General features: G+C 49.9%; 25 protein-coding genes. 15 read left to right on the top strand and 10 right to left on the bottom strand.

Annotation, left to right across the window (positions count from 1 at the left end; all coding sequences use genetic code 11):
* Nucleotides 1–120: 120 nt before the first annotated feature.
* Entirely contained in the window at nucleotides 121–690 is a 570-nt protein-coding gene (locus ACF8PK_RS06380; protein WP_392440569.1) for a DUF3306 domain-containing protein, read from the bottom strand.
* Nucleotides 680–1141, bottom strand: coding sequence for a DUF3305 domain-containing protein (locus ACF8PK_RS06375; protein WP_392440568.1), 462 nt, complete (start codon nucleotides 1139–1141; stop codon nucleotides 680–682). Before ACF8PK_RS06375 ends, ACF8PK_RS06380 begins: the two co-directional genes overlap by 11 nt.
* 302 nt (nucleotides 1142–1443) lie before the next feature.
* Here ACF8PK_RS06375 and ACF8PK_RS06370 point away from each other — a divergent pair, with 302 nt between their 5' ends.
* The 3 genes from ACF8PK_RS06370 to ACF8PK_RS06360 all read left to right on the top strand — a co-directional run bounded on the left by ACF8PK_RS06370 (nucleotide 1444) and on the right by ACF8PK_RS06360 (nucleotide 5701).
* Nucleotides 1444–2283 (top strand): formate dehydrogenase accessory sulfurtransferase FdhD, encoded by an 840-nt coding sequence (locus ACF8PK_RS06370; protein WP_014205072.1) that lies wholly within the window; start codon nucleotides 1444–1446, stop codon nucleotides 2281–2283.
* Between the two features lie 170 nt (nucleotides 2284–2453).
* On the top strand, nucleotides 2454–4802 hold the full coding sequence (locus tag ACF8PK_RS06365; protein WP_038151139.1) for an AAA family ATPase: 2349 nt from the start codon (nucleotides 2454–2456) through the stop codon (nucleotides 4800–4802).
* Nucleotides 4802–5701, top strand: coding sequence for a mechanosensitive ion channel family protein (locus tag ACF8PK_RS06360; RefSeq protein WP_014205071.1), 900 nt, complete (start codon nucleotides 4802–4804; stop codon nucleotides 5699–5701). Before ACF8PK_RS06365 ends, ACF8PK_RS06360 begins: the two co-directional genes overlap by 1 nt.
* Before the next feature lie 118 nt (nucleotides 5702–5819).
* Here the strand turns inward: ACF8PK_RS06360 and ACF8PK_RS06355 are convergent, their stop codons facing one another.
* Together ACF8PK_RS06355 and ACF8PK_RS06350 are read right to left on the bottom strand one after the other, a co-directional pair.
* Entirely contained in the window at nucleotides 5820–7886 is a 2067-nt protein-coding gene (locus tag ACF8PK_RS06355; protein ID WP_392440618.1) for a cache domain-containing protein, read from the bottom strand.
* Entirely contained in the window at nucleotides 7876–9345 is a 1470-nt protein-coding gene (locus tag ACF8PK_RS06350; RefSeq protein WP_392440567.1) for a sigma-54-dependent transcriptional regulator, read from the bottom strand. The genes ACF8PK_RS06355 and ACF8PK_RS06350 overlap by 11 nt, the downstream gene beginning before the upstream one ends.
* A 259-nt stretch (nucleotides 9346–9604) precedes the next feature.
* Between ACF8PK_RS06350 and ACF8PK_RS06345 the strand changes: the two genes are divergently transcribed.
* From ACF8PK_RS06345 to ACF8PK_RS06320, 6 genes are read left to right on the top strand one after another with little or no spacing between them, the layout of a single operon-like run.
* Entirely contained in the window at nucleotides 9605–10420 is an 816-nt protein-coding gene (locus ACF8PK_RS06345; RefSeq protein WP_004725900.1) for a substrate-binding domain-containing protein, read from the top strand.
* A gap of 9 nt (nucleotides 10421–10429) precedes the next feature.
* A complete protein-coding gene (locus tag ACF8PK_RS06340) occupies nucleotides 10430–11128 on the top strand; it encodes an ABC transporter permease (RefSeq protein WP_004725898.1) in 699 nt (232 codons plus the stop codon).
* A gap of 9 nt (nucleotides 11129–11137) precedes the next feature.
* Nucleotides 11138–11848, top strand: coding sequence for an energy-coupling factor ABC transporter ATP-binding protein (locus ACF8PK_RS06335; RefSeq protein WP_004725897.1), 711 nt, complete (start codon nucleotides 11138–11140; stop codon nucleotides 11846–11848).
* Entirely contained in the window at nucleotides 11826–12413 is a 588-nt protein-coding gene (gene mobA / locus ACF8PK_RS06330) for a molybdenum cofactor guanylyltransferase MobA (protein ID WP_041942543.1), read from the top strand. Before ACF8PK_RS06335 ends, mobA begins: the two co-directional genes overlap by 23 nt.
* On the top strand, nucleotides 12410–14200 hold the full coding sequence (locus tag ACF8PK_RS06325) for a bifunctional molybdopterin-guanine dinucleotide biosynthesis adaptor protein MobB/molybdopterin molybdotransferase MoeA (RefSeq protein WP_392440566.1): 1791 nt from the start codon (nucleotides 12410–12412) through the stop codon (nucleotides 14198–14200). The genes mobA and ACF8PK_RS06325 overlap by 4 nt, the downstream gene beginning before the upstream one ends.
* 28 nt (nucleotides 14201–14228) lie before the next feature.
* Nucleotides 14229–14498 carry a DUF2960 domain-containing protein gene (locus ACF8PK_RS06320; RefSeq protein WP_004725890.1) on the top strand — a complete coding sequence of 90 codons (270 nt, stop codon included), beginning with the start codon at nucleotides 14229–14231 and terminating at the stop codon, nucleotides 14496–14498.
* Between the two features lie 88 nt (nucleotides 14499–14586).
* Here the strand turns inward: ACF8PK_RS06320 and nagK are convergent, their stop codons facing one another.
* Complete coding sequence (nagK, locus tag ACF8PK_RS06315) at nucleotides 14587–15498, bottom strand: N-acetylglucosamine kinase (protein ID WP_392440564.1); 912 nt, start codon at nucleotides 15496–15498, stop codon at nucleotides 14587–14589.
* A 162-nt stretch (nucleotides 15499–15660) separates the two neighbouring features.
* Nucleotides 15661–16398 carry a tRNA-uridine aminocarboxypropyltransferase gene (locus ACF8PK_RS06310; protein ID WP_392440562.1) on the bottom strand — a complete coding sequence of 246 codons (738 nt, stop codon included), beginning with the start codon at nucleotides 16396–16398 and terminating at the stop codon, nucleotides 15661–15663.
* A 120-nt stretch (nucleotides 16399–16518) separates the two neighbouring features.
* Between ACF8PK_RS06310 and ACF8PK_RS06305 the strand changes: the two genes are divergently transcribed.
* A complete protein-coding gene (locus ACF8PK_RS06305) occupies nucleotides 16519–17310 on the top strand; it encodes a sterol desaturase family protein (protein ID WP_004725884.1) in 792 nt (263 codons plus the stop codon).
* On the opposite strand, the gene ACF8PK_RS06300 is transcribed toward ACF8PK_RS06305, so the two are convergent.
* Entirely contained in the window at nucleotides 17307–19340 is a 2034-nt protein-coding gene (locus tag ACF8PK_RS06300; RefSeq protein WP_392440560.1) for a methyl-accepting chemotaxis protein, read from the bottom strand. The genes ACF8PK_RS06305 and ACF8PK_RS06300 overlap by 4 nt on opposite strands.
* Before the next feature lie 98 nt (nucleotides 19341–19438).
* Here ACF8PK_RS06300 and ACF8PK_RS06295 point away from each other — a divergent pair, with 98 nt between their 5' ends.
* Entirely contained in the window at nucleotides 19439–19966 is a 528-nt protein-coding gene (locus ACF8PK_RS06295; RefSeq protein WP_041942542.1) for an NlpC/P60 family protein, read from the top strand.
* Here ACF8PK_RS06295 and ACF8PK_RS06290 read toward each other — a convergent pair.
* Nucleotides 19963–20304: a DUF3802 family protein gene (locus ACF8PK_RS06290; RefSeq protein WP_004725876.1), complete on the bottom strand. Its 342-nt coding sequence runs from the start codon at nucleotides 20302–20304 to the stop codon at nucleotides 19963–19965. The two genes, ACF8PK_RS06295 and ACF8PK_RS06290, sit on opposite strands and share 4 nt — an antisense overlap.
* 396 nt (nucleotides 20305–20700) lie before the next feature.
* Here ACF8PK_RS06290 and ACF8PK_RS06285 point away from each other — a divergent pair, with 396 nt between their 5' ends.
* Both ACF8PK_RS06285 and ACF8PK_RS06280 read left to right on the top strand, forming a co-directional pair.
* The gene (locus ACF8PK_RS06285) at nucleotides 20701–21567 is read left to right on the top strand and encodes a fructosamine kinase family protein (RefSeq protein WP_004725873.1); all 867 of its coding nucleotides are present in this window, start codon (nucleotides 20701–20703) and stop codon (nucleotides 21565–21567) included.
* Between the two features lie 166 nt (nucleotides 21568–21733).
* The gene (locus ACF8PK_RS06280) at nucleotides 21734–21937 is read left to right on the top strand and encodes a CPXCG motif-containing cysteine-rich protein (protein WP_232658788.1); all 204 of its coding nucleotides are present in this window, start codon (nucleotides 21734–21736) and stop codon (nucleotides 21935–21937) included.
* A gap of 29 nt (nucleotides 21938–21966) precedes the next feature.
* Here ACF8PK_RS06280 and ACF8PK_RS06275 read toward each other — a convergent pair whose 3' ends face one another.
* Nucleotides 21967–22578 (bottom strand): riboflavin synthase subunit alpha, encoded by a 612-nt coding sequence (locus tag ACF8PK_RS06275; RefSeq protein ID WP_154181174.1) that lies wholly within the window; start codon nucleotides 22576–22578, stop codon nucleotides 21967–21969.
* A 114-nt stretch (nucleotides 22579–22692) separates the two neighbouring features.
* Between ACF8PK_RS06275 and ACF8PK_RS06270 the strand changes: the two genes are divergently transcribed.
* On the top strand, nucleotides 22693–24069 hold the full coding sequence (locus tag ACF8PK_RS06270) for an MATE family efflux transporter (protein WP_041942541.1): 1377 nt from the start codon (nucleotides 22693–22695) through the stop codon (nucleotides 24067–24069).
* Nucleotides 24070–24137: 68 nt separating this feature from the next.
* Entirely contained in the window at nucleotides 24138–25130 is a 993-nt protein-coding gene (locus tag ACF8PK_RS06265) for a DUF3080 domain-containing protein (RefSeq protein ID WP_392440557.1), read from the top strand.
* 40 nt (nucleotides 25131–25170) lie between these two features.
* On the opposite strand, the gene ACF8PK_RS06260 is transcribed toward ACF8PK_RS06265, so the two are convergent.
* Entirely contained in the window at nucleotides 25171–26019 is an 849-nt protein-coding gene (locus ACF8PK_RS06260) for a DNA ligase (RefSeq protein WP_392440555.1), read from the bottom strand.
* Nucleotides 26020–26036: the final 17 nt, after the last annotated feature.

The following is a 26036-nucleotide window of genomic DNA, read 5'->3' as shown; positions in this document are numbered from 1 at the left end:
TTGAGCGCCAATTCAGCCCGTTAACCCGATTTCGCGCCGTTCACGTTGCGACAAAAACAAAGGGTGAGACAAATTGTCGCACCCTGTTTCTCATTCAATAGGTCAAAATGTACCTACGATTTATGTGGTAATGTTTGTCTCATGTTTTGTCTCCGGCTTTACCTCATGGGTAGTCGCATTGGAATCTGAGTTTTGGGCCGGTTCTACCGCAGCGGTTTGCTCAGATTCACTTGGCATGGCGTCGATGTGACCGCTTTCACCGTCAAGTTTCTCGTCCACGTCGGTAGTTTGAATACCCTCATCGGCTTTGTTCATCCAATCTCGTAGCCCCTGTGCCACTTCAACGCTGAGAGATTTCACGGCGGTGTAGTCATGGTCGTAATCGTTGAGGCGATCGACTTCACTGAACTCACCACTCAAAAACAGTTTACGCAGCGCGGCCTTTTTTACCTGCTGAGTTGCTTCTGAAGCCAGCAATGCCGCAATCGAAGTTGCTTTGGCGTCTTGGGTCGTCTCTTCAGCGCTACCGATATGTGCTTCTGTGAGTTCAACGTCGTCTGTGAGTTCAACGTCTTCGGTATGCTCCTCATCCGTTTCGACACTCGCAGTAGGCGCCTCAACTAACGCTGATTCCTCTTGCGGTTCCAGTTTGCGCTGAGACCAACGGGATAAAAACGATTCACTGGCCACTGGCTCTCCCCGCGCCTTTGCGCTTCTTACGTTTCACTTCCAATAGTTCACCATGGCGGCCGATGAACGCTTCCATCCACGCCTGCACAGGCAGCGGCATTTCATTCGACAAAACCAAGTAATCGCCATCCATATACTGGCCTGCCACGCTCTGAGACGCGGTCAAACGAATGATATTGGGTTGAACATCTTCTTCTGGGTTTTCAAGCACCAGAAAGAGTTTGGGTTGCTGAGAGCTCAAGTTAAAGCGGTAATCGGTGCGTTCATCACGATACAGTTCAAGAATGGCCGGATACGGCGCGTCATCAGCCTGCAGTTGAAAGCCTTTGAGTTGCCACTGGGTGGTGACCCACATACCCGTCGTGATTTCATGCGCCACCAGTTCGCAACCGAGTGGCCAGGTGGTCTCTGTTTTCGCTGTATCCAAAATGGTGGAGTGTGTGTCTGACATGGGGATACCTAATCGTTCTTGGTTTGATTGGTCTGTTCTATTGTGGTCGCGACTCAACGTCGCTGCTCACGAGAACCCAATCATGTTTATTGGCGTATTCACGTGAATTAGCAATTATTGCGCCAGTCGTCTGCTATCACGAGGGGCGCGCCACATGTGTGTGATTAACGATTAGACCGTTTTGGCTTTTTTCGCTAGTGTTGAAGTCAGATTTGGAACAATCCTTGCTGAGGACTTCCCTTATCCGATAGCGCGCTTCAGAACCCGTGAAGACATGATGTGCAAAACAACAGGAATTGGCAGTGACAAAACTTTCGATCATTAAAACCAGTGAAAACCCATTACAAACCATGGATGTGGAGGTGTATGACGAATACGGTGACAAGTTGGTGAAGTCCATCGCCTGTGAACGTCCGTTAACGGTGCTGCTGAACTGGAAAGAGATTGTCACCTTGATGACGTTAGGCTCTCGGCCGGAAGCGTTAGTGTTGGGGTATTTGAAGAATCAGGGATTTATTACCGATCCGGATGCACTCGATTCGGTGATCATTGACTGGGAAACCAGCTCCGCGGCGGTCGTCACCAAAGAAAACTTGGATCATCTTGAGCCAGCCTTGAAGAAAAAGACCGTCACCTCCGGTTGTGGCCAAGGCACCATGTATGGGAATGTCATGAAATTGTTGGAAAATTACCAAGTTCCGCAAATTCTACTGAAACAATCTGAAATATATGCGGCACTGGAAGCGCTGACTCATTACAATGACACCTATAAGAAAGCAGGTGCTGTACATGGGTGTGCAGTGTGTCAGGGAAATCAGGTGCTTTCCTTCGTAGAAGATGTTGGCCGTCACAACGCGGTGGACACCCTTGCTGGGGAAATGTGGCTGAATGGCGTCCGCGGTGAAGATAAAATTTTCTACACCACAGGGCGCTTGACGTCGGAAATGGTCATTAAAGTCGCGCAGATGGGGATACCCGTGTTGTTATCCCGCTCTGGCGTGACACAAATGGGGTTGGAGCTGGCACATCAGTTCGGCATCACCACCATTGCCAGAGCAAAAGGGTTGCGTTTCCAAATATACAGTGGTGTCGACAAAGTAACCTTTGATGTTAAAGGTCACCTTGCCGACGAGAATGCGTAACGCATCGAGTAGGCTCCCTACGGTGTGACATTGTCACGCCACGTTCACATTCCTCCCCGTCATTTCGCCTGCCGATATGGAGTCGCGATCCCAATCTTGAGTCGCGACTCTGGCTGTGTATCAACTACACTAAATTCTCATAATCAATAAGTTAACTAAGCGAATCCTCTATGCAGGCAGTGTCTCGAGTCTTACTCTTGTTATGTTGGTGTGTGGCGTTTCCCGCCTTGGCGGAATGGGAATACGACCACGTTGATTTGATCCCCAAAGCGTCGGACAGCGCACTTGAATTGGAAAAACAAGTCTCGGCTTTACCGGAACCGTTGTTTATGTCCCGAAGCGAGCAGCAGAAAGTGAACCTGTTGCTGCGTGAAACCATCAAATCGCAGCGCGATACGGTGGAGCAGTTTGAACACTATCTTGATAACTATCGCCATCAAAGCGATGAACTCAACTGGTTCAATCTGCAACAAAGCTATTTGTCTCTCGCCAGCCTCTCCTACTCAAAACAGCAATTGTTGTCGCTCACCGATGCATACACGCGTGAAGAGCTCACTGGTTTTGGCCCCGGCGGCGTCACACAATTCAAACGCGAACTGAAACAGGTTCAACTCAATCTTGAATACCTGTTGCTGTTTCAAATTCGCAGTTTCCAATCGTTGGTCAACGACTTACTGATCTCGCCGGTGCCATTTATTTGGTCGGTGTGCAAAGTGCTGTTCATCTATGTCTTGCTGGTGTGGTGGTTGAGAAACAGCAAACACCTGATTGACTTGTTTTGGCAAAATTACCTCAAGGATAAACAGTCGCCGTCATTGTTGGCTCGCCTCGTGTGGTACATCAGCAGTGCAAACAAAGCGATTGCTTGGTTGATTGCGATCACCCTTTCGCTTCAGGTGCTGAGTGCCATTAAGAGTTTGCAGCATTTGGTGTTTCTCGAAATCTTCATTTGGTGGATTTGGGGAGGCTCGATTGCAGTCAGTCTGATATTGGAATTCACCTATCGTTCCAGCCACACCTCAAACAAAGCGTTGATCGCGCTGCGCCTGAGCACCATTCGCCGCATTGTCTGGACCATCATTGTGACGGGCGTTGTGTTGCAAATTTCCATGCGCACATTGGGTAAAGGCACCATTTATACCTGGATTCTCAACACCATGTACGCATGGTTCTTGTTGATGATTATTTCGGTGCTCAACTTATGGCGTGAACGTATTTTTGCCATCGTGGAGAAAACACCCGATAAGCCGCTGTGGGTTTTGTGGGCCATCAGTAAAAAAGACACCTTTTTGATTCGCGTGGCAGCGACTTTGGTTGCCATGGTCTGGATTTCGGTACATGGCACGCAGCGCCGTTTGGTCTCTGCGTTGTCGAACTACACCTTTTTCAGTCAAGCGTTGGCGTACCTGTTTCGGATTGAAGCGGCGAAGCAAACCACCAACATTGCAGCCGATCAGAACTACGTCCGCATTCGGGGTGACGAAACGTTTAACTACGTCTTGCCCGGCACCATCGACAGCCCACTGGTTGATTATGCGCATGATGAAATCAAACAGCTTTCGCGCTATCTGCTGACTGACAGCCCCGCCATTTGTGTGGTAAGCGGTGAACGTGGCATTGGTACCACGACCTTGCTGTATACCCTACTCAACAAGGTGAAAAATGCCGAGCCGTTGTATCTCAACTGCCCATATTCCGGCTACAACGAACTGTTGTCGCTATTGGCGTTGAGCCTAGGCTTGGATGAAGACGCCACCGAAGTGCAGATTCTGGCGTATCTGCGTAAAAGCGAGCAAACCTATCTGATTGCCGTTGATAACGCGCAGCGGTTGGTGAAACCGATGGTGGGCGGGTTAAGCAGTTTAATGCGCTTGACCAACTTGTTGCGCCGCTCGAAGAAAAACCACCGCGTGGTGATGGCGATTGAAAAATCGAGCTGGCGTTTTGTAGACCGCGCGCGAGGCGAACGTTTGCTGTTTGACTGGGTGAGCATTCTGCCACGCTGGAGTGAAAAACAGTTCGAAGATCTGCTCGACAGTCGCATCAATCCCGACGTAGAACATCCGGTCTCTTTCGATGGTTTGATCGTTCCCAAACAATGGGGCCAAGAAGAAAGCAGTGATGAAACGCGCGCTCGTCGCGGTTTCTATCGCATTTTGTGGCATTACGCCGATGGTAACCCGACGTTTGCGTTGCGCTTCTTCCGCCGCTCGCTCAATCGCAATAAAGAAACGCAGCAGGTGGTGGTGCGCTTGTTCCACATTCCTGAATCTCAAGAGCTGGAAAAAATGCCCAAGCCGATGCTGGCGGTGCTGCGTTCGATTGTTCAACTCGAAGTGGCCGCGCCGGAAGAATTATCAGAATGTACGCAGCTCAGTGTGCCTGAAGTGATTGGCATCATGCGCTACTTTGAAAGCCGCGGTTACATCGAATGGGCTGAAGATAAAACCCGCGTATCTGACCACTGGTATCGCACCATTACCAACGTGCTCGACCGTCAACATTTGCTGGTGAAGTAATGAATACACTCTCTCGATTCAAATCATTTCGCTGGGCAGCACTACTGCTACTCGTATTAGCTCGCCCGGTTTGGGCGGCCGACGACTTGGCGAACCTAGAAGATTTTCAACAATTTGCCAGCTTGATCCGCTGGAGCGGCGTCTTCTTCTCGATGTTGATCATCGCGGCGACATGGTTGTTGCTCAAATTTATGACCTCCTTGGTGGATGCCATCGGCTCTCAATTTGCGCAGTACCGAATGGTGCTGCACAAGTGTCACTCCTTCTTGCAGTTCTTTATCTACATGAGTGCAGGGATTGTGGTGTTCATGTTGAGCTTTCGCATCAACGACCACATCCTCGCGCTGATTGGCGGTACGCTCGCAGTGTCGGTGGGTTTTGCATTAAAAGACTTGGCCGCCTCTTTCATCGCGGGCATGACCGTGATGATTGACCGCCCGTTTCAAGTGGGTGACCGCGTCACGTTTGAAGGCAACTACGGCGATATTATTGCGATTGGTTTGCGTTCGGTACGCATGCGCACCTTAACGGACGACATCATCACCATTCCAAACAACAAATTCCTCAACGAAGTAACCATCAGTGGGAACTACGGGGCGTTGGACATGCAGGTGGTGATCCCTTTCTATGTTGGCATGGATGAAGACATTGAATTGGCGCGTAACCTGATTCAAGAAGCCGCATCGTCAAGCCGTTATATTCACCTGCCCAAACCGGTGACCGTGTTGGTGAAACAAACCATTACGGATAACTACTTGGCGGTGCAGTTGACCTGTAAGGCCTATGTGGTGGATACCGCGTACGAAAAGTTATTTGAAACCGACATTACCTTGCGGGTGATGAAAGAGTTCAAAAAACACGACATCAAACCGCCGAAGATCGCGGTGCAGGCGCAGTAAGCACCAAGCCCGCCTTAAGCTTTAGCGAGTAACTACAGTAAAAATAGTAAATCAGTCAAAACGCCTCTCAAGATGAGAGGCGTTTTTTTAACGACGGATGACGGTGTGTCGCGCTGATTTAAGACGCTTTGGTGATGAGTAGATGCGTATCGGCTTTACTCGGCAGATAAACGCTAAACGTACTGCCTTTGCCCCATTCGGATTGAACGCGAATTTCGCCGCCTGTTTGGCTGAGTAGGCTCTGTGAGACGGATAAGCCCAACCCCGTTCCGTCGCGCTTGGTGGTATAAAACGGATCAAAGACGCGTTTCAGGTATTCCGGCTTGATGCCACAGCCTTCATCTTCAATGTGAACGATCGCGCCCAACACGTCGCCGTGTTCACACCAATCTTCACTGCGAATGGTCAGCTTCCCTTTGCCGTTCATGGCATGAATCGCATTCATTTGCAGGTTCACCAAAATCTGGAGCAGTTGATGACGATTCACCTCCACTGAGCTTTGCGCTTGCAGATCGGTCACAAATTCAATGTCGCGCTTCTTCGAGCCGGTTTTAACCAACGTCATGCTTTCATCAATGATTGGGTTCACATGCTGCCAAGTGATTTCGTCCTGCACGCCGCCATGACGACTGTATTGCAGCAAACTGCGCGTAATGTTTCGAATGCGGTCAATTTGCAACATGATGGCGTCGATTTCTTCTGTTACTCGATTGGCGTCTTCGCCCAATTCAAAACGAATCAGTTCGGTGTTGCCTAAGATCACCGCCGTCGGGTTGTTGATCTCATGGGCAATGCCCGCCGTCAGCTCGCCCAGCGCCGCGAGTTTTTCATGGACGATCAGCTTATCGCGGGTTTGGTTAAGTAATTGAATGTGATGCTCTAACTGCTCGGTTTTTTCTTGCAAGCTGGCGGTTCGGTCGAGCACTTTTTCTTCCAGCTCATGTGCGGCACGTTGGATCTCCTCATTGCGCTGCTGCAATAGATCCAGCATGTTGTCAAATTGCTTGGCCAACTGTGCCAGTTCGTGTTGCTCGTCCAAACCAATCGCACCAATGCGCTGGTTTTTACCCAATTGAACCATTTTGACCACGCGGTGAATCCGCTCAATCGGGCGAAATAGATCGCGCGAACCTCGGTAAACAAACACACCGGAGGCCAGCAGCAAAAGAATCGTCGCCACGCCAATCTCAACAATGTTCGTCAGATACGCTTTGACAAACGGCCACGCCAAATAGCCGGTATACAGCATACCGACCACGTTGTCATATTGGTCTCGAATGGGTCGATATGCGGTGATGTACCACGCATCATAGACATAGGCTTTATCCACCCACTCTTTGCCCTGATTGAGCACGGTATCGCGCACCGCGTTTGAAACGCGTGTGCCAATCGCTCGGCCAGCGCTCTCATCACTGTCGAGCGGCACGTTGGTGCTGACCCGCAGGTCATCGAGAAAAATCGTCAGCGTACCGTTGGGCCGTAATTTGTCCTGTTTGATGGGATAAATCAGGTCGCGCGTTTGATCGACCAACACACTGCTATTGTTGAGCAGCAATCCGCCATCCAAAAATCCGATGATGTCGTTATATTGGTTGAGCACCGGAATCACGGTGCGGCTGACGAGGCCGCGCTTTTCTGTTTGCGGTAAATCAGCGGTTTGAGGTAAATCAGCGGTTTGCGGTAAATCAACGAATGGAATCTCGGCTCGTTTAGCCAACTGCGGGCTGAGTCTGGCTAATTCGTGTGACGACAGCACATCAAAAAACGATTCACGGCGAGTGAGGTCAAGATAGCGAAACTTCTGCTCGAGCGTGTCCACGGGCTCAAACACCAGAAAGTCGAGGTCAAAGCGCTGCTTTTGCTCGTCAATCCATTGATTGAGCGTCTCATCGTGGTTGGATGTGAGAATTCGGGTTCGAAACTCATAGGAATCGCCAATCGCACGAACATAACTGGCCTGTTTTTGTTGCAACAGCGTCATGCTGTTGTAGGCGACGCCCAAACGTTCCGACACATCCACCAAGGCGCTTTGCCAGGTGTAATGAATCGACCAATAGATGGAAATGACAATCAGCGCAATCAGCGTAAACGCGATAGGTACGGACGTCAGTATCAGCAGCCGATAACGCACCATGGTTTTGACGCGTTGGTGCCACGTTTGCCACAGCGGGAGTTTAGCCAAGATTCTCTTGCTCATCGCCATCCCACTCTTTGAATTTACGCTCTAAGGTTTTGCGGGCGACGCCCAAGTCGCGCGCCGCTGCCGATTTGTTACCTTCATAAAAATCAACCAACTGCATGATGTGCGCTTTTTCCACTTCTTTCAGCGTCCAATGGTTGGGATACCCGGTTTCGGCTGTCTGCACCACGATCGCACTGTCGCTGAGTGCGGTATGGCTGGTTGGTTTGGTGGAGTTTCCTAGTGACGTTGTCACCTCATCAAGCACAGGGTAACCATGCAACTCACGCCAGTAATGCGCCGGTGGTTTGCCGAGTAAAATGCAGCGTTCAATTAAGTTTTTCAGCTCACGAATGTTGCCCGGCCAATCGTAATCCTGAATCGCGGAAACATCTTCATGTGCCCATTTGGGCAGCGGCATACTCAATTCCGCACACAGGTTCTGGGTAAAAAACGGCACTAAATCGGTAAGATCCGCTTTGCGTTCACGCAGTGGGCTGACATCGATTTTGAGCACATTCAGGCGATAAAACAGGTCACCGCGAAACCGCCCCTGTTCCACTTCTTGTATCAGATTTCGGTTGGTTGCTGCCACAACTCGCACATCAATGCTGATCTCTTTTTCAGAACCCACCGGACGAATGGCGCGCTGCTCTAACACGCGTAGCAGCGCAGATTGCATGGCCAAAGGCATCTCGCCAATTTCATCCAGAAATAACGTGCCTCCATTGGCGACACGAAACAGTCCTTCACGGCTTTTCTTGGCGCCGGTAAACGCGCCCGACGTATGACCGAACAGTTCACTTTCCAACAGTTCTGGCGCAATGGCACCACAGTTTACCGGCACGAACGGCCCTTGGCGCTCACTAGCTTCATGAATCGCTCGAGCGACCAACTCTTTGCCGGTGCCCGACTCGCCTTCGATCAATACGGAGGCGCGGGACGGCGCAAATTGCAGGATCAACTGTTTCAGTTGTGCGGTTTTCTGCGATTGACCAATGATTTGCGTGGCGCAATGGCGTTGATAATCGCGCTGCAATGCGTACTGCATGCGCTCGTTGAGGCGCTTATCCATGCAGCGTTTGACCGCTTGCAGCATCTGTTCGAGGTTAAACGGTTTGAGAATGAAGTCCGACGCTCCCAGCTTGAGCGCACGGATGGCGGTTTCGAGATCGGCGTAACCAGTCATGAAGATCACATCCGCACGGCGGGATTCATCATTGAATGCTTCCTCCCATTCAATGCCGGAGCGGCCGGGAAGATTGATATCGAGAATAATCAGATCGTAATGTTGTTCACAACGCAGGGCTTCGGCATCTTCGATGCTGCCGCTGCAGTCGACTTTGGAAAACCATTTTCCGAGCGATTTTTTGAGGATGGCTTGCATGCCAGGTTCATCATCCACGACGAGAACAGAAAAGGCCTGGTATTGCAGAGACGATTGCAAATCAAACGTTTGAGACATAATGGATTCTAATTACCTAGTGAGACATATCGACGCAATTAACCTTACTATCGATACGCTTAACATGGGACAATTTGTCCTAACATATGTGCACTAACACTTATTTTAGTCAGGATTTGTTGAATAACCTTTGTTTTTTGATGGTGAATTGAGTTATTAGTTTTGGCATCCAGATTGCAAGAAGACGCGGATTGCTCGCGCGGCTTCTGCGCGCTGCAATGCCTTTGTAATGACTCTTATCTGCCAAATGGAAATTAGAATGAAAAAAGTGATCTTCAGCCTTACAGCCTCTTCTTTGCTTCTCGTCAGTTATTCCGCATCCAGTGCCGATGATGTTCAACGCATTCGCCTCGCGACCACCACCAGTACATACCATTCCGGCCTGCTGGACTACCTGTTGCCGAAGTTTGAACACGATTCTGGCTACAAAGTGGATGTGATTGCCGCAGGCACCGGGAAAGCGCTCAAAATGGGTGAAAACGGTGACGTGGACTTGGTTATGACGCACGCACCAAAAGCAGAAGCGAGCTTTGTGGAGCACGGCTACGGTGTGATGCCACGTAAACTGATGTACAACGACTTCATTATTGTTGGCCCTGAGAACGATCCGGCGCACATAGCGCAACAGAAAGATGTCGCGCAAGTGTTCAAGCAGATCGCCACAAGCGGTGTCAGCTTCATCTCGCGCGGTGATGACTCCGGCACACACAAGAAAGAGCTGGGCATTTGGGCGCAAACCAACATTGAACCGAACTTTGGTGGCTACCGCTCTGTCGGTCAAGGCATGGGGCCAACGCTGAACATGGCCTCTGAGATGCAAGCCTACACCATGACCGACCGCGGCACATGGCTGGCCTACACCAACAAGCTGGACCTCAAAGTGCTGTTCCAAGGCGATAAAGCACTGTTCAACCCATACCAAGTGATTTTGATTAACCCAGAACGCTACCCAACCATCAACTACCAAGGCGCAAAAGCGTTCAGTGATTGGTTGGTTGCGGACAACGGCCAAAAGTTGATTAACGACTTTAAACTGAATGGACAACAGCTGTTTGTTGCAAACGCGAACGAGTAATCGCCATTCATGAGCTTATGGCAAACCACATTGGATGCACTCACCTTACTGGTGAGCTTTGATTCCGAACTTTGGGAGATCGTTGCGGTCTCCTTTAGTGTTTCTTTAGCGGCCATCAGTTTGGTGATGGTGCCCTCCGTGCTGCTCGCTTTTGTGCTGGCTTACACCAATTTTCGAGGCAAGTGGCTGCTGCTCTCGTTGATCAACACTCTACAAGCGGTGCCGACTGTGGTGATTGGTTTATTGCTGTACATGACGCTGTCGCGCTCCGGTCCTTTGGGCGATTGGCAGATGCTGTTCACGCAAAAAGCGATGATTGCAGGCCAGATGTTGATCTGTTTTCCGATTTTGGTTTCCATGATGCATGGCGCGTTGCAATCAAGCGATCGTCGTTCGGTTGAAACCGCGATGACGCTAGGCGTATCCGTGCCTCGCATCGCAGCCACCATCATGTGGGAAACCCGTTTCCCGCTCTGCGCCGCCACAATCGCTGGTTTTTCTCGCATCGTGACCGAGGTTGGCTGTTCCATGATGGTGGGCGGCAACATCATGGGATTAACGCGTAACATTCCGACCGCCATCGCCATGGAGAGTCATAAAGGCGCGTTTGCGCAAGGTGTTGCATTGGGAATGGTGCTACTCTCATTAGCACTGGCTCTCAATTTTTTGCTTACCAGTATGCGTGGCAAAGGCTATCTACGTACATAAGGATGTCGAATGTCGATTAAGCTAACCGCACAGCAGTTATCCATGCGTTTTAAAGATCGCGTTCTGTTTCACATTCCCCAACTTTCCATTGGTCCCAACGACGCGATTTATCTCAAGGGCGACAACGGTGTGGGTAAAACCACGCTGCTCAAAATTTTGGCCGGCTTGCTGACGCCAACGACGGGCCAAGTGCTCAATCAAGACACATGGTGGCGCCGTCTCTGGCACACCAACGCTCGTCGCAACGTGATTTATCTTCATCAAAGTCCTTATCTATTTGACGACACCGTGTACCAAAATGTGGTGTATGGTATTCGATTTTCCTCTCAATCGGCTCAAGATAAACGGTCGGAAGTGATCACCGCGCTGCGCATGGTGGGGCTAGAAACACTTGCCGATGAACATGTTTCGGTGCTCTCGGGCGGTGAAAAACAGCGCGTGGCCATGGCGCGCGCATGGATTTTGAAACCATCGATTTTACTAATGGATGAGCCAAGTGCATCATTAGATCAGGAATCCATCGACAGATTAGTTATAATGGCCAAGGATTTACTGGATCGAGGCTCCAGTTTGGTGATCACAAGCCATCAGACAAACGCACTCACTACATTGTGTAAAAAGCAGTGGTGGATAAAAGACCTCACACTGGTTGAATCGCCGTTGCTTCATGTCGTCAAAGAAGAACAAGAGAAAACCTATGTTACTTCCCTCTCAAACTAGTTGGGTGATTTTAGCGGGTGGCCAGGCCAGCCGCATGGGTGGAAACGACAAAGGACTGATCAAACTCAACGATAAACCCTTGGTGCAGCACGTTTTGGAACGTCTGCAACCCCAAGCGGAACGGATTCTTATCAACGCCAATCGTCATCAAGATTGGTATCAGCAATTTGCCCCCGTGGTTTCTGACCATTTCGCTGGCTATCCGGGCCCTCTCGGTGGTATCCATGCTGGCCTAACTGCCGCCACCACCGATTGGGTTGGTTTTGTGCCTTGCGACAGCCCGATGATCGCGACGGACTTGGTGCAACGTTTTTGTGCTGCCGTGACACCAGACACCGATATCGTGGTTGCCACCGATGGCAACCATCAACAGCCTGTTTTTACTCTATTTCACAAACGCGTTCTCCCTCGACTGGCCGCCTTCCTTGAACGTGGTGATCGAAAAATCATCCTGCTCTACAACGAATGCCACACGGTAGAAGTCGATTTCAGCGATTCACCCGACTGCTTTTTCAATTTAAATACGCCACAAGAGCTGGCTCAATTTGGAGCGCTTCAGCCATGAGTTCACATCATTCTTCACGTCCTTCACTGCCTTTACTTGGCTTTGCCGCGTACTCTGGCACCGGGAAAACCACCCTCCTTGAACTGCTGGTGCCCAAATTGACTGCAGCGGGATTGCGTTTGGGGATTTTAAAGCACGCGCACCATAATTTTGATGTCGACAAACCGGGTAAAGACAGCTATCGCTTGCGGAAAGCTGGCGCGTCACAGATGCTGATTGCGTCACGAAACCGATACGCGCTCATGACTGAAACACCAGACGCTGAAGCCGAATTTGATTATTTGCTGCAACGTTTCGACGCGCAGCAACTGGATGTGATTTTGGTGGAAGGCTGCAAAAACATCGCCTTTCCGAAAATCGAACTGCACCGCGCTGAAGTCGGCAAACCATGGCTATATCCAAACGATGACAACATCATTGCTATCGCCGCCGATGAGCAGGTCGATACCACGTTGCCACAGATGAACATCAATGACTTAGATGCGATCGCTCAGTTTGTTTTGGCGTACGTCAACACTGCCAGCCAACCCAAATCAACCCAGAAAGCGGAATCTGGCAGCTGCGACACGCTCTCTCCCGCCTTTTTGTCGGTCGAACAAGGCCGTCAGGCGATCCTTGATGCGGTGAACGTGTTGCGTGAGCGAGACACCATCGCCGTCAATGCGGGGTATCAGCGCGTCCTGTGCGACACGATCACCTCGCCCATCAATGTGCCTGCGTATCGCAATTCCGCGATGGATGGATATGCCATCCGCAGTGAAGATATCGGTTTAGCGCAATTTGAACAGGTGGCCGAAGTGATGGCCGGACACGGTTACAACGCGACGTTGCATGCTGGGCAAACGGTGAAAATCATGACCGGAGCGCCGGTGCCAGACGGTGCCGATACGGTAGTCATGCGGGAACAAGCACACACCGATGGTCGCTACGTTTCCTTTGGCGATGCCCAGATCAAACCGGGCCAAAATGTGCGTCAAGCGGGCGAAGATTTAGCGTTGGGCCAAAACGTGTTTACACAAGGTCAGCGCGTTCATGCCGCCGAAATGGGCATGATCGCCTCACTGGGGCTGGCATCACTGCCCGTCTACCGCAAATTAAAAGTCGCGCTGTTTTCCACCGGCGATGAGGTACAAGCGCCGGGTAGCGAACAAAACGACCATTGCATTTACGACTCCAACCGTTTCACCCTGATGGGACTGTTGACCAATTTAGGGTGTGAGATCATCGATCTGGGCATTATTGAGGATGACGAAGTGCGCATGATGGACACATTGCAACATGCCGCGGCGAATGCGGATGTGGTGATGACCTCTGGCGGTGTGTCGGTTGGTGATGCTGATTTCATTAAATCGGCATTGGAGAAATTGGGACAAATTGATTTCTGGCGTATCAACATGCGCCCGGGACGCCCGCTGGCGTTCGGCCATATCAACCACAAGCCTTTCTTTGGTTTACCGGGCAATCCCGTGGCTGTGATGGTGTCATTCATTAACTTCGTGGAACCGGCGCTGCGGAAAATGCAAGGCGAAACACATTGGTCACCGTTGAAAATCCAAGCCATTGCGACAGAAGACCTGCGTTCGCGTCAGGGCCGCACGGAATTCAGCCGCGGCGTGTATAGCCTTAACGAACAAGGTCAACTGACCGCCAGAACCACCGGGAAACAAGGCTCGGGGATTCTGCGTTCCATGAGCGAAGCCAACTGCCTGATTGAAATCAGTCCTTCGATTGATACAGTAAAAGTCGGTGAAAGCGTGACAATCCTCCCACTACAAGGCAGAATCTAGCCCATTCATTGGGTATGAGAGAGAAAACATGGCTCGCACCATCATTTACACCTACAAAGATCAGGAAAAAACGCTGACTTTCTCTTACGAGAAGCATCGCAACATTCATGAAGCGGTGGCGGAAGCAGAAGGCATCGATTTGACGGACTATCTGAAAATGGAACAGCAAATCGAAGCGATTTCGGATACCAAAGCGGTTCGCAATTACCGCGACAATCACTTCCGAAAACTGGGATTTAGCCTCATTACCATGCAACCGAAAGAAAACTTTGGTGTAGGTAAGAAACCGAAAAAATGACGATAAAAAGGGCGCTGATTTCAGCGCCCTTTTCTTTCATTCAGTGTGTTGCTTGAGTCGGTATGTTTCTTGACTCAATCAGGTGCGATTACTTGATATTCAAGAATGCAGCACCGCGCACGCCGCCCGAATCGCCATGTTTGGCTTTGATGATTTTCGGACATTTTGCTACCGATAGCAGATGCTTCGGTATACGTTTCGGCATTTCTTCGTAGATGAGTTCGAAGTTTGACAGACCACCACCGAGTACAACCACGTGCGGATCGTTTGCGGTGAAGATGTTACCAAAACAGATGGCCAGCAATTCCATAAAACGCTCAACGTGCTCAACCGCTTTCGCCTCTCCGGCTTGATGCGCATTAATGATGTCGACCGCTTTCTTCTTCTCACCGAAGTAGTGTTCGTAAATCAGCTCGAAACCACGACCAGACAAGTAGTTGTCCATGCAGCCTTTTTTACCGCAGCCGCAGCTCAGCAGTGGCGCTTTTTCTGAGCCGAGGTGGAACCACGCATCAATCGGCAGACGCATGTGACCAATTTCACCTGCAACGTGGTTACGGCCAGAGAAAATGCGACCTTCGTAAACCAAACCGCCACCAAAACCAGTACCAAGGATCAACCCCATCACCGACGGTGCATCTTTTAACGCATCATCCCACGCTTCAGACAGCGCGAAACAGTTCGCATCGTTCTCAATTTTTACGCCGCGGCCAATTTTAGCTTCCAGATCCGCGCGCAGAGGTTTGCCTTTGGCTGACGGAACGTTCACAGTCAACACAGTGCCATCATCGGCATCTTCCATGCCCGGCAAACCAAGACCAATCGTGCCTTGAACACCAAATTCATCGTCGTATTTCGCAACCAAACCGGCAATGGTGTCCACCAGTAACTGGTAATCCTCTGTCGGTGTTGGCACACGCTCTGTTGCGACGCGCTCAAGTTTTTCGTTGAATGCACCGAACTCAATTTTTGTTCCGCCGACATCAAAGCCGTAGTACATGCGATTCTCTCCTAGTAAAACACCCCAAATCTTGGGGTCAAAATAACAAAAGTTAAACAGCAGTATTATCCATAGACCATCTGACACAGTCCGTGACCAAAGGCAGGTTTATTTTGCCTGTTGCACGAATCGCGGCGGTCACACCCGGCAAATTGCCAGAGTTTAGAGTGACTTCTCGCTTTCGCGATGTTCAATAAACCGTTTCAACGCCACTTTGTCTCCATCGATTTTGAGACGGGATTTACACATCAGGTAGCTTTCTTTAAAGGCGTCAAACCACAAGCGCAGGGTTTCTGCCGCTTGAAACTCACCAAATTTATCCAACACCAAACTGGCCACTTCCGCCGTTGCAAGGTGTTGTTCGTTGTCAGATTTGCGCATCACATAACGTGATAACGTGTCTGGTTCGATGGACATGAGGGGTAAATCGGCAAGATAAGGCGATTTACGGAAAATACGTTTCGCTTCGCGCCAACTGCCATCGAGAAAAATGAGCAACGGAGTGCGCGAATCCATCCGTTCTGGCAGCGTTGTTAACATCCGTTGTTTGTCTTCATCAAGCTCCGCTGGAAACACAACCACCGGGAAATAAGCAGGATCGTTGAGGATCGCCAACATCTCATGTGATGGTTCAGTGCGACTCCATTGATACACATAGGTTTCTTTGACCACATCGGCAATCAAACGCCCAGTGTTGCTTGGCTTAAAGACTTCATTTTCTGACACGATCAACATCACCGCCAGATGTGTTTCAGTATCAGGCTGGTGGTCGCACAAACAGTGTGCCAAACTCACATGGCAATAGGGGCAGCGTTGAATACGCGAACCGCGTGCTAAAAAAGGTTTGGTTGATCGTTCGAGTCGATACTGATACAAACGATGAAAGGCGTGAATTCTCATAAACGCTGTGACAGAGGGGGAAAACAGGCAGCGATTTTACTGTTAGCCACCCAAGTTCGCCAGTGTTGTGTGGAAATTAACGCAAAGTTTTTAGCGAAATGGACATTTGCTGGAGGCGTGATGCTACAACATACGGAAGCGGTTCGATTGCTGTTTTTTACTTTGGTGCTGGTTGCCTGTGCGTTATGGGAATCGAATCAGCCACGCAAAATCCTCACGCAGCGAAAATGGTTGCGTTGGGTTAACAATCTTGGGTTGGTTGGCTTAAACAGCGTGCTGCTCACCCTCGCCATGCCGATTTTAGCGGTCTCTGCCGCTCACTGGACGGAAGTCACTCAGTTTGGCGTGTTGTATTGGCTCAACCTTTCCCCTGCCCTTGCTTTCGTGCTGTCAGTGATCCTGCTCGATGGCGTGATCTATGCTCAACACGTGCTGTTTCATCGTCTGCCGACCCTGTGGCGTCTGCATCGCATGCACCATGCAGACCAAGACATTGATGTCACAACCGGCACGCGCTTTCATCCGGTCGAAATCATCATTTCCATGTGGATCAAAGTGGGTGCTGTCACCTTAATTGGTGTTTCTCCGCTGGCTGTGGTGGTGTTTGAAATTCTGCTCAATGCCAGTGCCATGTTCAACCACAGTAACGCGCGCTTACCGCTCAAAGTGGATCAATGGTTGCGTCTAGTGGTGGTGACGCCCGACATGCATCGCGTGCATCACTCGGTGATTGAACGGGAAACCCATTCCAACTTTGGCTTCTTTCTGTCGATTTGGGATCGAATGTTCCACACCTATATCGCTCAGCCGGAACAAGGTCATGATGGGATGAAAATCGGACTGCCGCTGTTTCAGCAACCCCGAGAACAATGGCTGGACAAAATGCTGACCCAGCCATTTCGCGATCATTAACTCAGCGTGTATTTGTGCAGCATGGCTTGTTGATGACCGGCAATCTCCGCGACCTGTTCGGAGCTTTCGACCATTGATTCCAATTGCAGTTTGGTCTGTTCGCCCTGCTCCGAGATGTGTGTGATTGATTGGCTGACATCGGCCGTCGCGCGCTCCTGCTCTTCGGTGGCGACTGAGATCTGTTCGACGCGTGCGCGAATGTGCGTGACCGCTTGCTCAATATCCGCAAAGCTGGTTTTCACCTCTTCGCTGGAAGTCAGTGCGTGCGCCATTTCCGATCTTGAATCTTCCACCGCCTGACGCGAGCGTCCAGCCGCTTGCACCAACTCATTCATCATTTCGCGAATATTTGCCGTTTGTGTGGTGGTATCACTGGCCAGCTTGCGTACTTCGTCGGCAACCACCGCAAAACCGCGCCCTTGTTCACCGGCACGCGCGGCTTCAATGGCTGCGTTTAGTGCGAGCAAATTGGTGCTGTCGGCAATACCGCTGATTAAATCGACCATTTCACGAATCTTGGTCACACGTGTATCGAGTTCCAACATGGCGGCTTCGTTGATGTTGAGCGTTGAGTCCAACGACTGCAGACGCTGACGATTCAATTCCACCACGGTCACCCCATGCGCAGAATACTTCGCTGCCGACAGCGAATCGGTGTAAGAATCGTTAGTCACGCCAGCAATTTCGCGAATCGACGCTTCCAACTGGTTAATGGTGGTCACCATGTTCATCAATGCTTGATTCTGTAACGCCAAACTTTTGTTTGATTGATCAGCAGCGTCGTAACTTAACTCAGCGGTTTGATACAAGGTTTCGCAGTTGCGTGTCACGGTCGAAATCGACTCGTGGGTGCTGTCAATCACCTGATTCAGTTGGGTCGCAATGTGGTGAAACTCTTTCGGCCCCGTCATTGACGCCTGATGAGCAAGATCATGTTCGGTCATCAAGGTGAGGTGCTTGCTGATATTTCGCATGCCATTGTTGACCCATCGACGTAAACCAAACCATGCCAGCACAATCATCACGACCAAGACGGCACCACTCACCACTTGAATCCAAGTGACGCTTAACATGGTGCTTTGCACTTCGCGCTCTTTGGCGCTAATCAGTGCTTTTGCATCGCTTGATAACGCGTTCAGTGTGTTCACTGTCGCTTGAGCCACGATCGCCGCTTGTTCAAACTGTTGGTTTTGTTGCTGTGAGGTGTGCAGCTTGTCGATGATCTGGTCAAGAATACCGCCTGACTTAAATCCGGTTTGCACCATGTCATACGGCGCAGTCAAGCTGGCAAAATCCATGACATCTGGGTGCCACTCTTTGAAATCATCAAACGCCAATGCCAAACCAGCAAGGCGATTTTTCAGCTCTTTGTATTGCGTTTGCGCGTTGTTGAAGTCATCTTGCATCATCAACATTAAAAAGGTGCTTTCCATCGAGCTGGCTGAGGCCGTAAAGCGGTTGGCGGCATCCATCGACTCAGGATTATCGACCGAAAGAAACGACGAGATGCGGCTCATCTCAGGTCCAATCGAGCTTAATCCGTAACGGAAGCCGGTCGCTTGCTCGGCAATGGTCTTTTGCTGAGTCAATTGCTGTTGCTGGGCATTGAGAATGGTGTTGGACAACGCGCTCAGTTGGTGAATGTTCTCCATCAACGTTTGCAATTTGTCGGCGTCGATGAGGTTGGCAAACTGCGCCGAAATCGCTTTCATATGTTCCAGCGATTGCTGGGCTTGCGTCTCGAGCTCAGAAATGTTGGACTGAATGGCGGTGAGCTCGTCGGCAGTTTTGGCGCGAGTGCCATAACCAAGAAATTTAACTTGTTCGAGAATATTTTGAGTGAGCGACGCATTGGTCATCGCCAAAGGCAGTGCTTGCTCTGACAGGTGATTGAATTGGTCACCCACTCGTTCAATGCCTTTGATACTAGTGACAGAAAGAACGATGACGAGTAGTGTGATCGACATAAAGATGGCAGTGAGCGTTTGAATAAGAGACAACGCTTTGCCTGGCTGATTAGGCTGAGTCATAGGAAGTTGAGAGTCCGATTCCACTTTTAAAGATCCGTCGCCATGGTAGGAATCGAATGTGTCAGAAATATTTCATTCAAATTTCATTTAAGTGACAGATGATGAGAAAACGTATTCCCTTTCTGGTGGTATGCCTCGCACTTGCGGGATGTTCATCCGTTCCCCCCGACCACCAAGTATCGGAAAGCCTTGCGGCACCATCGTCGCCGGCCAATGCCATGTCAGACGATTCATTCGAAGCGCGCAAAGAGATTGCGTTTTTTGATATTTACAACCAATGGCAAGGTGTCCCTTATCAATTTGGTGGCAATACCAAACGCGGCGTCGATTGTTCTGCATTCGTGCAGATCGCGTATCGCGATGCGTGGCAACAGCCCCTACCGCGCACCACGACGTCACAAAGCCAAGTTGGCAATGCCGTGGCATACAATCAGGCAAAATATGGGGATTTGGTGTTCTTTAAGACATCGCGTAGCACGCAGCATGTGGGCGTTTATCTGGGCAACAAACTATTTATGCATGCCTCAACATCGCAAGGTGTGATGATTTCGAGGTTGGATAACCCATATTGGGCTTCCAAGTTTTGGCAGTTCAGGCGGATAGAGACTCCGCCTGAGATCCATTAATCGTATTGGCTGACTGCTGTATCAAACAGGTTTTTCACCAACGCAATATACTCATCAAGGAAGATGATTTGTTCGTTGGTTGCCGGTTTACCCCACACGCCCGCTAACACTTCGCCGAGATCGTCGACGACAGAGTCCGCTTCTTTCAGCAATTGAAAACGTACGCTGGAATGGAGTTCCGGGTTTTGTTCAAAAATAGCCATGATGTTACTGGCAACCATATCCGTAGCCACGTCTTCGACACTTTCTTCGCCAGTGTCACCTTCACGTGTAAAGATATCCATGTTCATTGCCAGGTGTTCAATCAGCGCTAAATAACCATCGGTTTCTACAACCACTTTTCTTCTCCGCTATACCGCTTAATGCCAAACACGACGTTACCTTGTGTAATACTAAGCCATGTGTCCGTTTTTTCACAGTTTCTCACTGAGGTAATCCCTCATATTCTTGCCCAATATCAAGAGACGAACACATTTTGCTGAAATGATGAATCGACGTCGTATGTTGATTGGCTAAATATTGCATTACAAGGCGACATTATTGCACTGGATCATGAGTGAACCGAGATAACTTACGATGATGGGTTATCGGTTTTTTGATAATAGTCACATTTATATGCATTTATAGGACGGAGTCAGTAAGTGAATGAAATTATGTGCATTCGTTGTCTGAAATATAGTCAATGATCGCCTAAACTGTCTTACAACAACGACGTACCGGGACGGAGCAAAACTATGTGGCAAGCGATCGCGCAACAGCTCTCAGACACTTTGATGTTCCAATTCGACATCACAGAAAAAGACAAGATCAACGGCGGAGACCTGCATGAGTGCTACATGATCTCCGATGGCCGTGAGCGTTATTTTGTCAAACTCAACCAACGTGAACATTTGCCCCAATACGAGTTAGAAGCCGAAAACCTACGCGTTTTGCGGGAAAGCTCGACCGTTTCCGTGCCGGAGTTGGTGTTGGTTGGCACCAGCAAAAGCCATGCGTTTATCATCCTCAATTACCTGCCCACCAAACCACTGGACGATGCGACGAACAGTTTTAAGTTTGGCGTTCAACTGGCGCAGCTTCATCAATGGGGCGATCAAAAAGAGTATGGCTTTGATGTCGATAATTTCATTGGCAACATTGTGCAGCCCAATCAATGGGCGAAGAAATGGAGCCTCTTTTTTGCCGAACAGCGCGTTGGCTGGCAACTGCAATTGCTGAAAGAAAAAGGCATTGAACTGGTCAACATCAATGAGTTTGTTGAACTGGTTAAACAGCGTTTGGCCAACCACTCGCCTCGTCCGTCGTTACTGCATGGCGACTTATGGCATGGCAACGTGGCAAACTCTGCATTTGGCCCGATCTGCTACGATCCAGCGTGTTATTGGGGCGACCGCGAGTGCGACATCGCCATGACGGAACTGTTTGGCGGGTTCCAACCTGATTTCTACCAAGGGTATGAAAGCGTGTTACCGCTTGATTTTAATTACGGTGAACGCAAAGACATTTATAACCTGTACCATATCTTGAATCACTACAACCACTTTGGTGGTCATTACCTTGCCGAGGCGGACAAACTGGTTAAGAAAATTCTTACTTTTTAAACAGTTAGTCACTTATCACGGATACACTTTGTGACGATAAAGAATACGCTAACGGGTGTTCTTTATCGGTTTTATGCCTTGCCTCAAAGTTTGTACTTAATTTCTCTCTTTAACTAACTTCGCAGCTTACTATTAACTCATCTCCCGTAGATGTAAGGAAAGTGAGATGAGAGAATTCACTGAAAAAACGGTTCAATGCCCGCATTGTGGCCATTCCATCCGCATTACCCTGGACTCTTCAAATGGCAGCCAAGAATTTTATGACGACTGCCCCGCGTGTTGTCATGCCATTCACCTCAACATGATGGTGGATGAACAACAAGACACCATCGAGCTGTATATCGATGCGGATGATGAACAGATTTTCTGAGAAAAAAAAGAGCGCCTAAGCGCTCTTTTTTACATCTGCTTGGCAGCGAGAACGCGTTCGACCGTATCGACGATCGCTTGCGTTTGGGGATCAAACTCAACGTTGACGTGATCGCCAGCCTGCTTGTGCCCAAACAACGTGCGCTGCATAGTTTCTGGGATCAAGTGAACATTAAAGCGGTTCGCTTTGACTTCACCGATGGTGAGTGAGCACCCGTCGAGTCCAATGTACCCTTTCGCCAATATGTACTTCATGTGTTGGGCTGGCAGTTCAAACCAAATGGTTCGATTATTGGGTGTATCGATCACCTCGGTGATCGTCGCCACTGCACTGATGTGCCCAGACATGTTGTGGCCACCAATTTCATCGCCAAATTTCGCAGCACGCTCGATGTTCACCCAAGCTCCCGGGGCGAGTTCACCCAGGTTAGTGAGGCGTAAGGTTTCCTGCATCAAATCGAACGAAACTTCCGTGCCTTCGATTTTCGTCACCGTCAGACAACAACCGTTATGCGCGACAGATGCACCAATCGCCAAGCCTTGTCCCAGTCCCGCCGGTAAATCGAGCACATGAGTTTGGAATTTTTCTTTCTTTTCGATGGTCACAACTTTTGCTGTGCCTTGCACAATACCTGTAAACATTTTGTGATTCCGACAGTTTTTCGTGGTGCTTAGTGTGACATTTCTTTATCATTCACTCCAGCATCAAAATTTGCTTTTGATGCGCTCTAGCAGTCGTTCCTTCCGGAGAAATTCGTGCACCGTAATCAATATAAAATCGAGGCGTCTAATTTAATTAAATTGGCGACGCCAGTTCTCATCGCATCTGTCGCACAGACGGGAATGGGCTTTGTTGACACCATTATGGCCGGTGGCGTAAGTGCTATCGACATGGCGGCGGTGTCCATCGCGGCCAGTATTTGGTTGCCTTCCATTCTGTTTGGCATTGGGTTGCTTATGGCGCTGGTTCCTGTGGTGGCACAACTCAACGGCTCCGGACGTCAGCACAAAATTCCGTTTGAAATTCATCAAGGCGGCGTTTTAGCCCTGGTGATTTCCGTGCCGATCATCATCGTGCTACTGCAAACCGAAGCCATTTTGGGCGTGATGAAGGTCGAACCGATGATGCAGGAAAAATCTATCGGTTACATGCACGCGATGGTGTTTGCGGTACCAGCCTTTTTATTGTTCCAAACGCTGCGTAGCTTTACCGACGGCATGTCTCTCACCAAGCCAGCCATGGTGATTGGTTTTGTTGGTCTGTTGTTTAACATTCCTCTCAACTGGATTTTTGTTTACGGCAAATTTGGCGCGCCAGCACTGGGCGGCATTGGGTGTGGCGTGGCCACGATGATCGTTTACTGGCTGATGTTCTTCATGCTGCTGTTTTACGTCATCACATCCAACCGTTTGGCGCACATTAAGCTGTTTGATTCGTTCCACAAACCCCAACTGAAAGCGCAGATTCGTCTGTTCCGTCTGGGCTTCCCGGTCGCAGCGGCGCTGTTCTTTGAAGTGACACTCTTTGCCGTGGTTGCACTGATGGTGGCGCCATTAGGCTCCCTCGTGGTGGCAGCGCACCAAGTGGCACTCAACTTCTCATCGTTGGTGTTCATGTTACCGATGAGTATTGGTGCGGCGGTTTCGATCCGGGTCGGCCATACGCTGGGTGAAAAAGATTTCCGTGGTGCGGCGATTTCTTCCAACGTCGGTTTGATGGTGGGTGTTGGCACTGCAGTTATCACCGCCACATTGACCGTTTTGTTCCGTGAACACGTATCACTGTTGTACACCGAGAACCCAGCGGTTGTCAGCCTAGCGATGACATTGTTGATGTTTGCAGCCATCTACCAAGTGGTTGACGCCATTCAGGTGATCGCCGCAGGTGCCCTACGCGGCTACAAAGACATGGCGGCGATTTTCAACCGTACGTTCATCGCCTATTGGATTCTTGGCCTTCCATCCGGTTACATCTTGGGGATGACGGATCTAATTGTGGAACCGATGGGTGCTCAAGGCTTCTGGATTGGTTTCATCATCGGCTTAAGTTCGGCGGCATTGATGCTCGGCCTGCGTCTGTACTGGGTGCAGAAACAAGACGACGACATGCAAATGCATTTTGCGTCCCGCTAAACCCACGAGTTTGAAGGCCAGCAGAACGCTGGCCTTTTTGTATACGGAATGAAGTATAAGGAGGTTGCGTGCGTTATTGGATGATTGGATTGATGGCGCTGTGGATGACAGGTTGCGACTTGGCGCGGCCTGCGATTGAGCGTGATTTTGCCGACTACATTCAACGCATTGCTAATGTTCAGGACGCCGCAGCCATTCCCTTTCCTGACACGCAAAATCAAACCTTACCGGATAAACGCAATCTTCTCATCACCATCGACCCGCTCACCCTTGGCTTACTAGACAGCTATGAACTGCGCAAATGTGCGTTGTTTTCGCTGATCGCAGAACGCAATTCCGTTCTGGGGAAAGTTCAAGATGAATTTCGCCGTTTTGATTATGAATTGGCACTGTTGCACGGCCTCACACGCTGCATCACCGACAACGACCTTTCGCCGAAATTGCGCCAACAATTAAGTGACATCGAAGCAGATAAAATCGACCAATTACCGGCGCAGTGGCACAACTTGTTGTACACCAGCACAGCCATGCGTCAGCAGCTCACCAGCCATGAATGGCTCGAAGGTCATTGGGATACGGCACAGATTAATGAGGCGTTAACCACGTTCTCCGCCATCCATGCGGCCATTGCGCAACAACAACTGGCGGTGGCATTGCCAGTTGTCACGCCTTATCAAGAAGCGTTGGAGAAGCAACCCTTGCTCGGTCAATTGAAATTCTCGCTCGACAATTCGGCGCGCTGGCTGAGTGCGGCCACCCAGCAATTAACTCAACACGATGCCACCATTGTTTGTGGTGCCAACCGTAACCCAACCAAACTCAATTATCTACGCAATGTATTTCAATCTATTTATGTGGAGAAGCTGCAACCTTACCTCGCTAAAATTGACAGCATTTACTTCACATTGGCACCCAATCTAACGCCGTTTGAACCGACACCGTTGAGCGACTACGCCTTTACCATTGTGCAGAGCCACCAAGCATTTCGCCAAGCGATCCAACATCACATGCAATACTGGCAAGCTCTGTTTAAGCGCTGCTCCGTCACGGTGGGTCGTTAACACCATCAGGTGAGTTCACGATATGAATGATGGCATGGCGTTAGTACACGGCACGAAAGCGAACAAAGCGCGCGAAGCGAGGTTTGCCTTCGGCCGTTAAGCCGTTATAGCGGTAAGTGATGAGGCTGCCAATTTCAGGTGGATTCTGACGTTGCTCGTCAGTAAAACCGGTTCCTACGTAAAACTCGGTGCCTTCGTCAGTGCGGACCAGCAACGACCCCATCATGCCTTTGTATTTGCCGTTACCAAATTTATAGCCCATGACCCGCGCTTCAGCATCCTGATATTTTTTCAGCTTTAACAGATCGTTGCTGCGCCCTGCCTGATAATTCGCTGTTACTTTGCGTAACATGACACCTTCGCCATTTTGGTTGATTAACGAGTCTAAATAGTTCAACAGTTCCGCTTCAGAAAGCACCGGTGAGTGCTCGATGTATTTGATGTGCGATGCGGCGGCCTGTTCCACTAAATATTTGAGGTTGTAATAACGCTTGGTGTAATCGCCGGCAGCTTCCGGCATATCAAACAGCATGAAATCAATCTTGCGCCACGCCGTATCAGATGGGGTGTGATCCAGCACCGTCTGCTGCACAAGTGGGAAATGACCTCGTCCAGCCCACAACTCTCCTTCCAATGGATAATCCGGTAGCGGGTCGGTAAACCAATGTGGCGCGTAGATTCGATTGCCATTGCGGGTCAACAGCTGTTTGCCATTCCAAATAGCACGAATACCATCGAGTTTTTCACTCTGCCAATATTCATAAATATTGATGCCATCGTGGTATTCATTGGCTTGGGCGACAGGAACAAAAGCCAGTGGATTCGCAATGGCTGGCGCGTGCTGCGCCGTCAATAACGCCGCAGCAATAAGAGTGAGTTTGAGTTGCATGAGCACGTCCAGATGAG

Source organism: Vibrio sp. CJQ_6 (genome assembly GCF_043106745.1).
GTDB classification, from domain to species: domain Bacteria; phylum Pseudomonadota; class Gammaproteobacteria; order Enterobacterales; family Vibrionaceae; genus Vibrio; species Vibrio furnissii.
This window is presented reverse-complemented; position numbering and strand designations above follow the sequence as displayed.

What these genes read in the sequence shown, in the direction of transcription:
- ACF8PK_RS06375 (WP_392440568.1), bottom strand. Translation starts at nt 1,141, where the DNA reads ATGTCAGACACACACTCCACCATTTTGGATACAGCGAAAACAGAGACC.
- ACF8PK_RS06365 (WP_038151139.1), top strand. Translation starts at nt 2,454, where the DNA reads ATGCAGGCAGTGTCTCGAGTCTTACTCTTGTTATGTTGGTGTGTGGCG.
- ACF8PK_RS06360 (WP_014205071.1), top strand. Translation starts at nt 4,802, where the DNA reads ATGAATACACTCTCTCGATTCAAATCATTTCGCTGGGCAGCACTACTG.
- ACF8PK_RS06350 (WP_392440567.1), bottom strand. Translation starts at nt 9,345, where the DNA reads ATGTCTCAAACGTTTGATTTGCAATCGTCTCTGCAATACCAGGCCTTT.
- ACF8PK_RS06345 (WP_004725900.1), top strand. Translation starts at nt 9,605, where the DNA reads ATGAAAAAAGTGATCTTCAGCCTTACAGCCTCTTCTTTGCTTCTCGTC.
- ACF8PK_RS06340 (WP_004725898.1), top strand. Translation starts at nt 10,430, where the DNA reads ATGAGCTTATGGCAAACCACATTGGATGCACTCACCTTACTGGTGAGC.
- ACF8PK_RS06335 (WP_004725897.1), top strand. Translation starts at nt 11,138, where the DNA reads ATGTCGATTAAGCTAACCGCACAGCAGTTATCCATGCGTTTTAAAGAT.
- mobA (WP_041942543.1), top strand. Translation starts at nt 11,826, where the DNA reads ATGTTACTTCCCTCTCAAACTAGTTGGGTGATTTTAGCGGGTGGCCAG.
- ACF8PK_RS06325 (WP_392440566.1), top strand. Translation starts at nt 12,410, where the DNA reads ATGAGTTCACATCATTCTTCACGTCCTTCACTGCCTTTACTTGGCTTT.
- ACF8PK_RS06320 (WP_004725890.1), top strand. Translation starts at nt 14,229, where the DNA reads ATGGCTCGCACCATCATTTACACCTACAAAGATCAGGAAAAAACGCTG.
- nagK (WP_392440564.1), bottom strand. Translation starts at nt 15,498, where the DNA reads ATGTACTACGGCTTTGATGTCGGCGGAACAAAAATTGAGTTCGGTGCA.
- ACF8PK_RS06310 (WP_392440562.1), bottom strand. Translation starts at nt 16,398, where the DNA reads ATGAGAATTCACGCCTTTCATCGTTTGTATCAGTATCGACTCGAACGA.
- ACF8PK_RS06305 (WP_004725884.1), top strand. Translation starts at nt 16,519, where the DNA reads ATGCTACAACATACGGAAGCGGTTCGATTGCTGTTTTTTACTTTGGTG.
- ACF8PK_RS06300 (WP_392440560.1), bottom strand. Translation starts at nt 19,340, where the DNA reads ATGACTCAGCCTAATCAGCCAGGCAAAGCGTTGTCTCTTATTCAAACG.
- ACF8PK_RS06295 (WP_041942542.1), top strand. Translation starts at nt 19,439, where the DNA reads ATGATGAGAAAACGTATTCCCTTTCTGGTGGTATGCCTCGCACTTGCG.
- ACF8PK_RS06285 (WP_004725873.1), top strand. Translation starts at nt 20,701, where the DNA reads ATGTGGCAAGCGATCGCGCAACAGCTCTCAGACACTTTGATGTTCCAA.
- ACF8PK_RS06280 (WP_232658788.1), top strand. Translation starts at nt 21,734, where the DNA reads ATGAGAGAATTCACTGAAAAAACGGTTCAATGCCCGCATTGTGGCCAT.
- ACF8PK_RS06275 (WP_154181174.1), bottom strand. Translation starts at nt 22,578, where the DNA reads ATGTTTACAGGTATTGTGCAAGGCACAGCAAAAGTTGTGACCATCGAA.
- ACF8PK_RS06260 (WP_392440555.1), bottom strand. Translation starts at nt 26,019, where the DNA reads ATGCAACTCAAACTCACTCTTATTGCTGCGGCGTTATTGACGGCGCAG.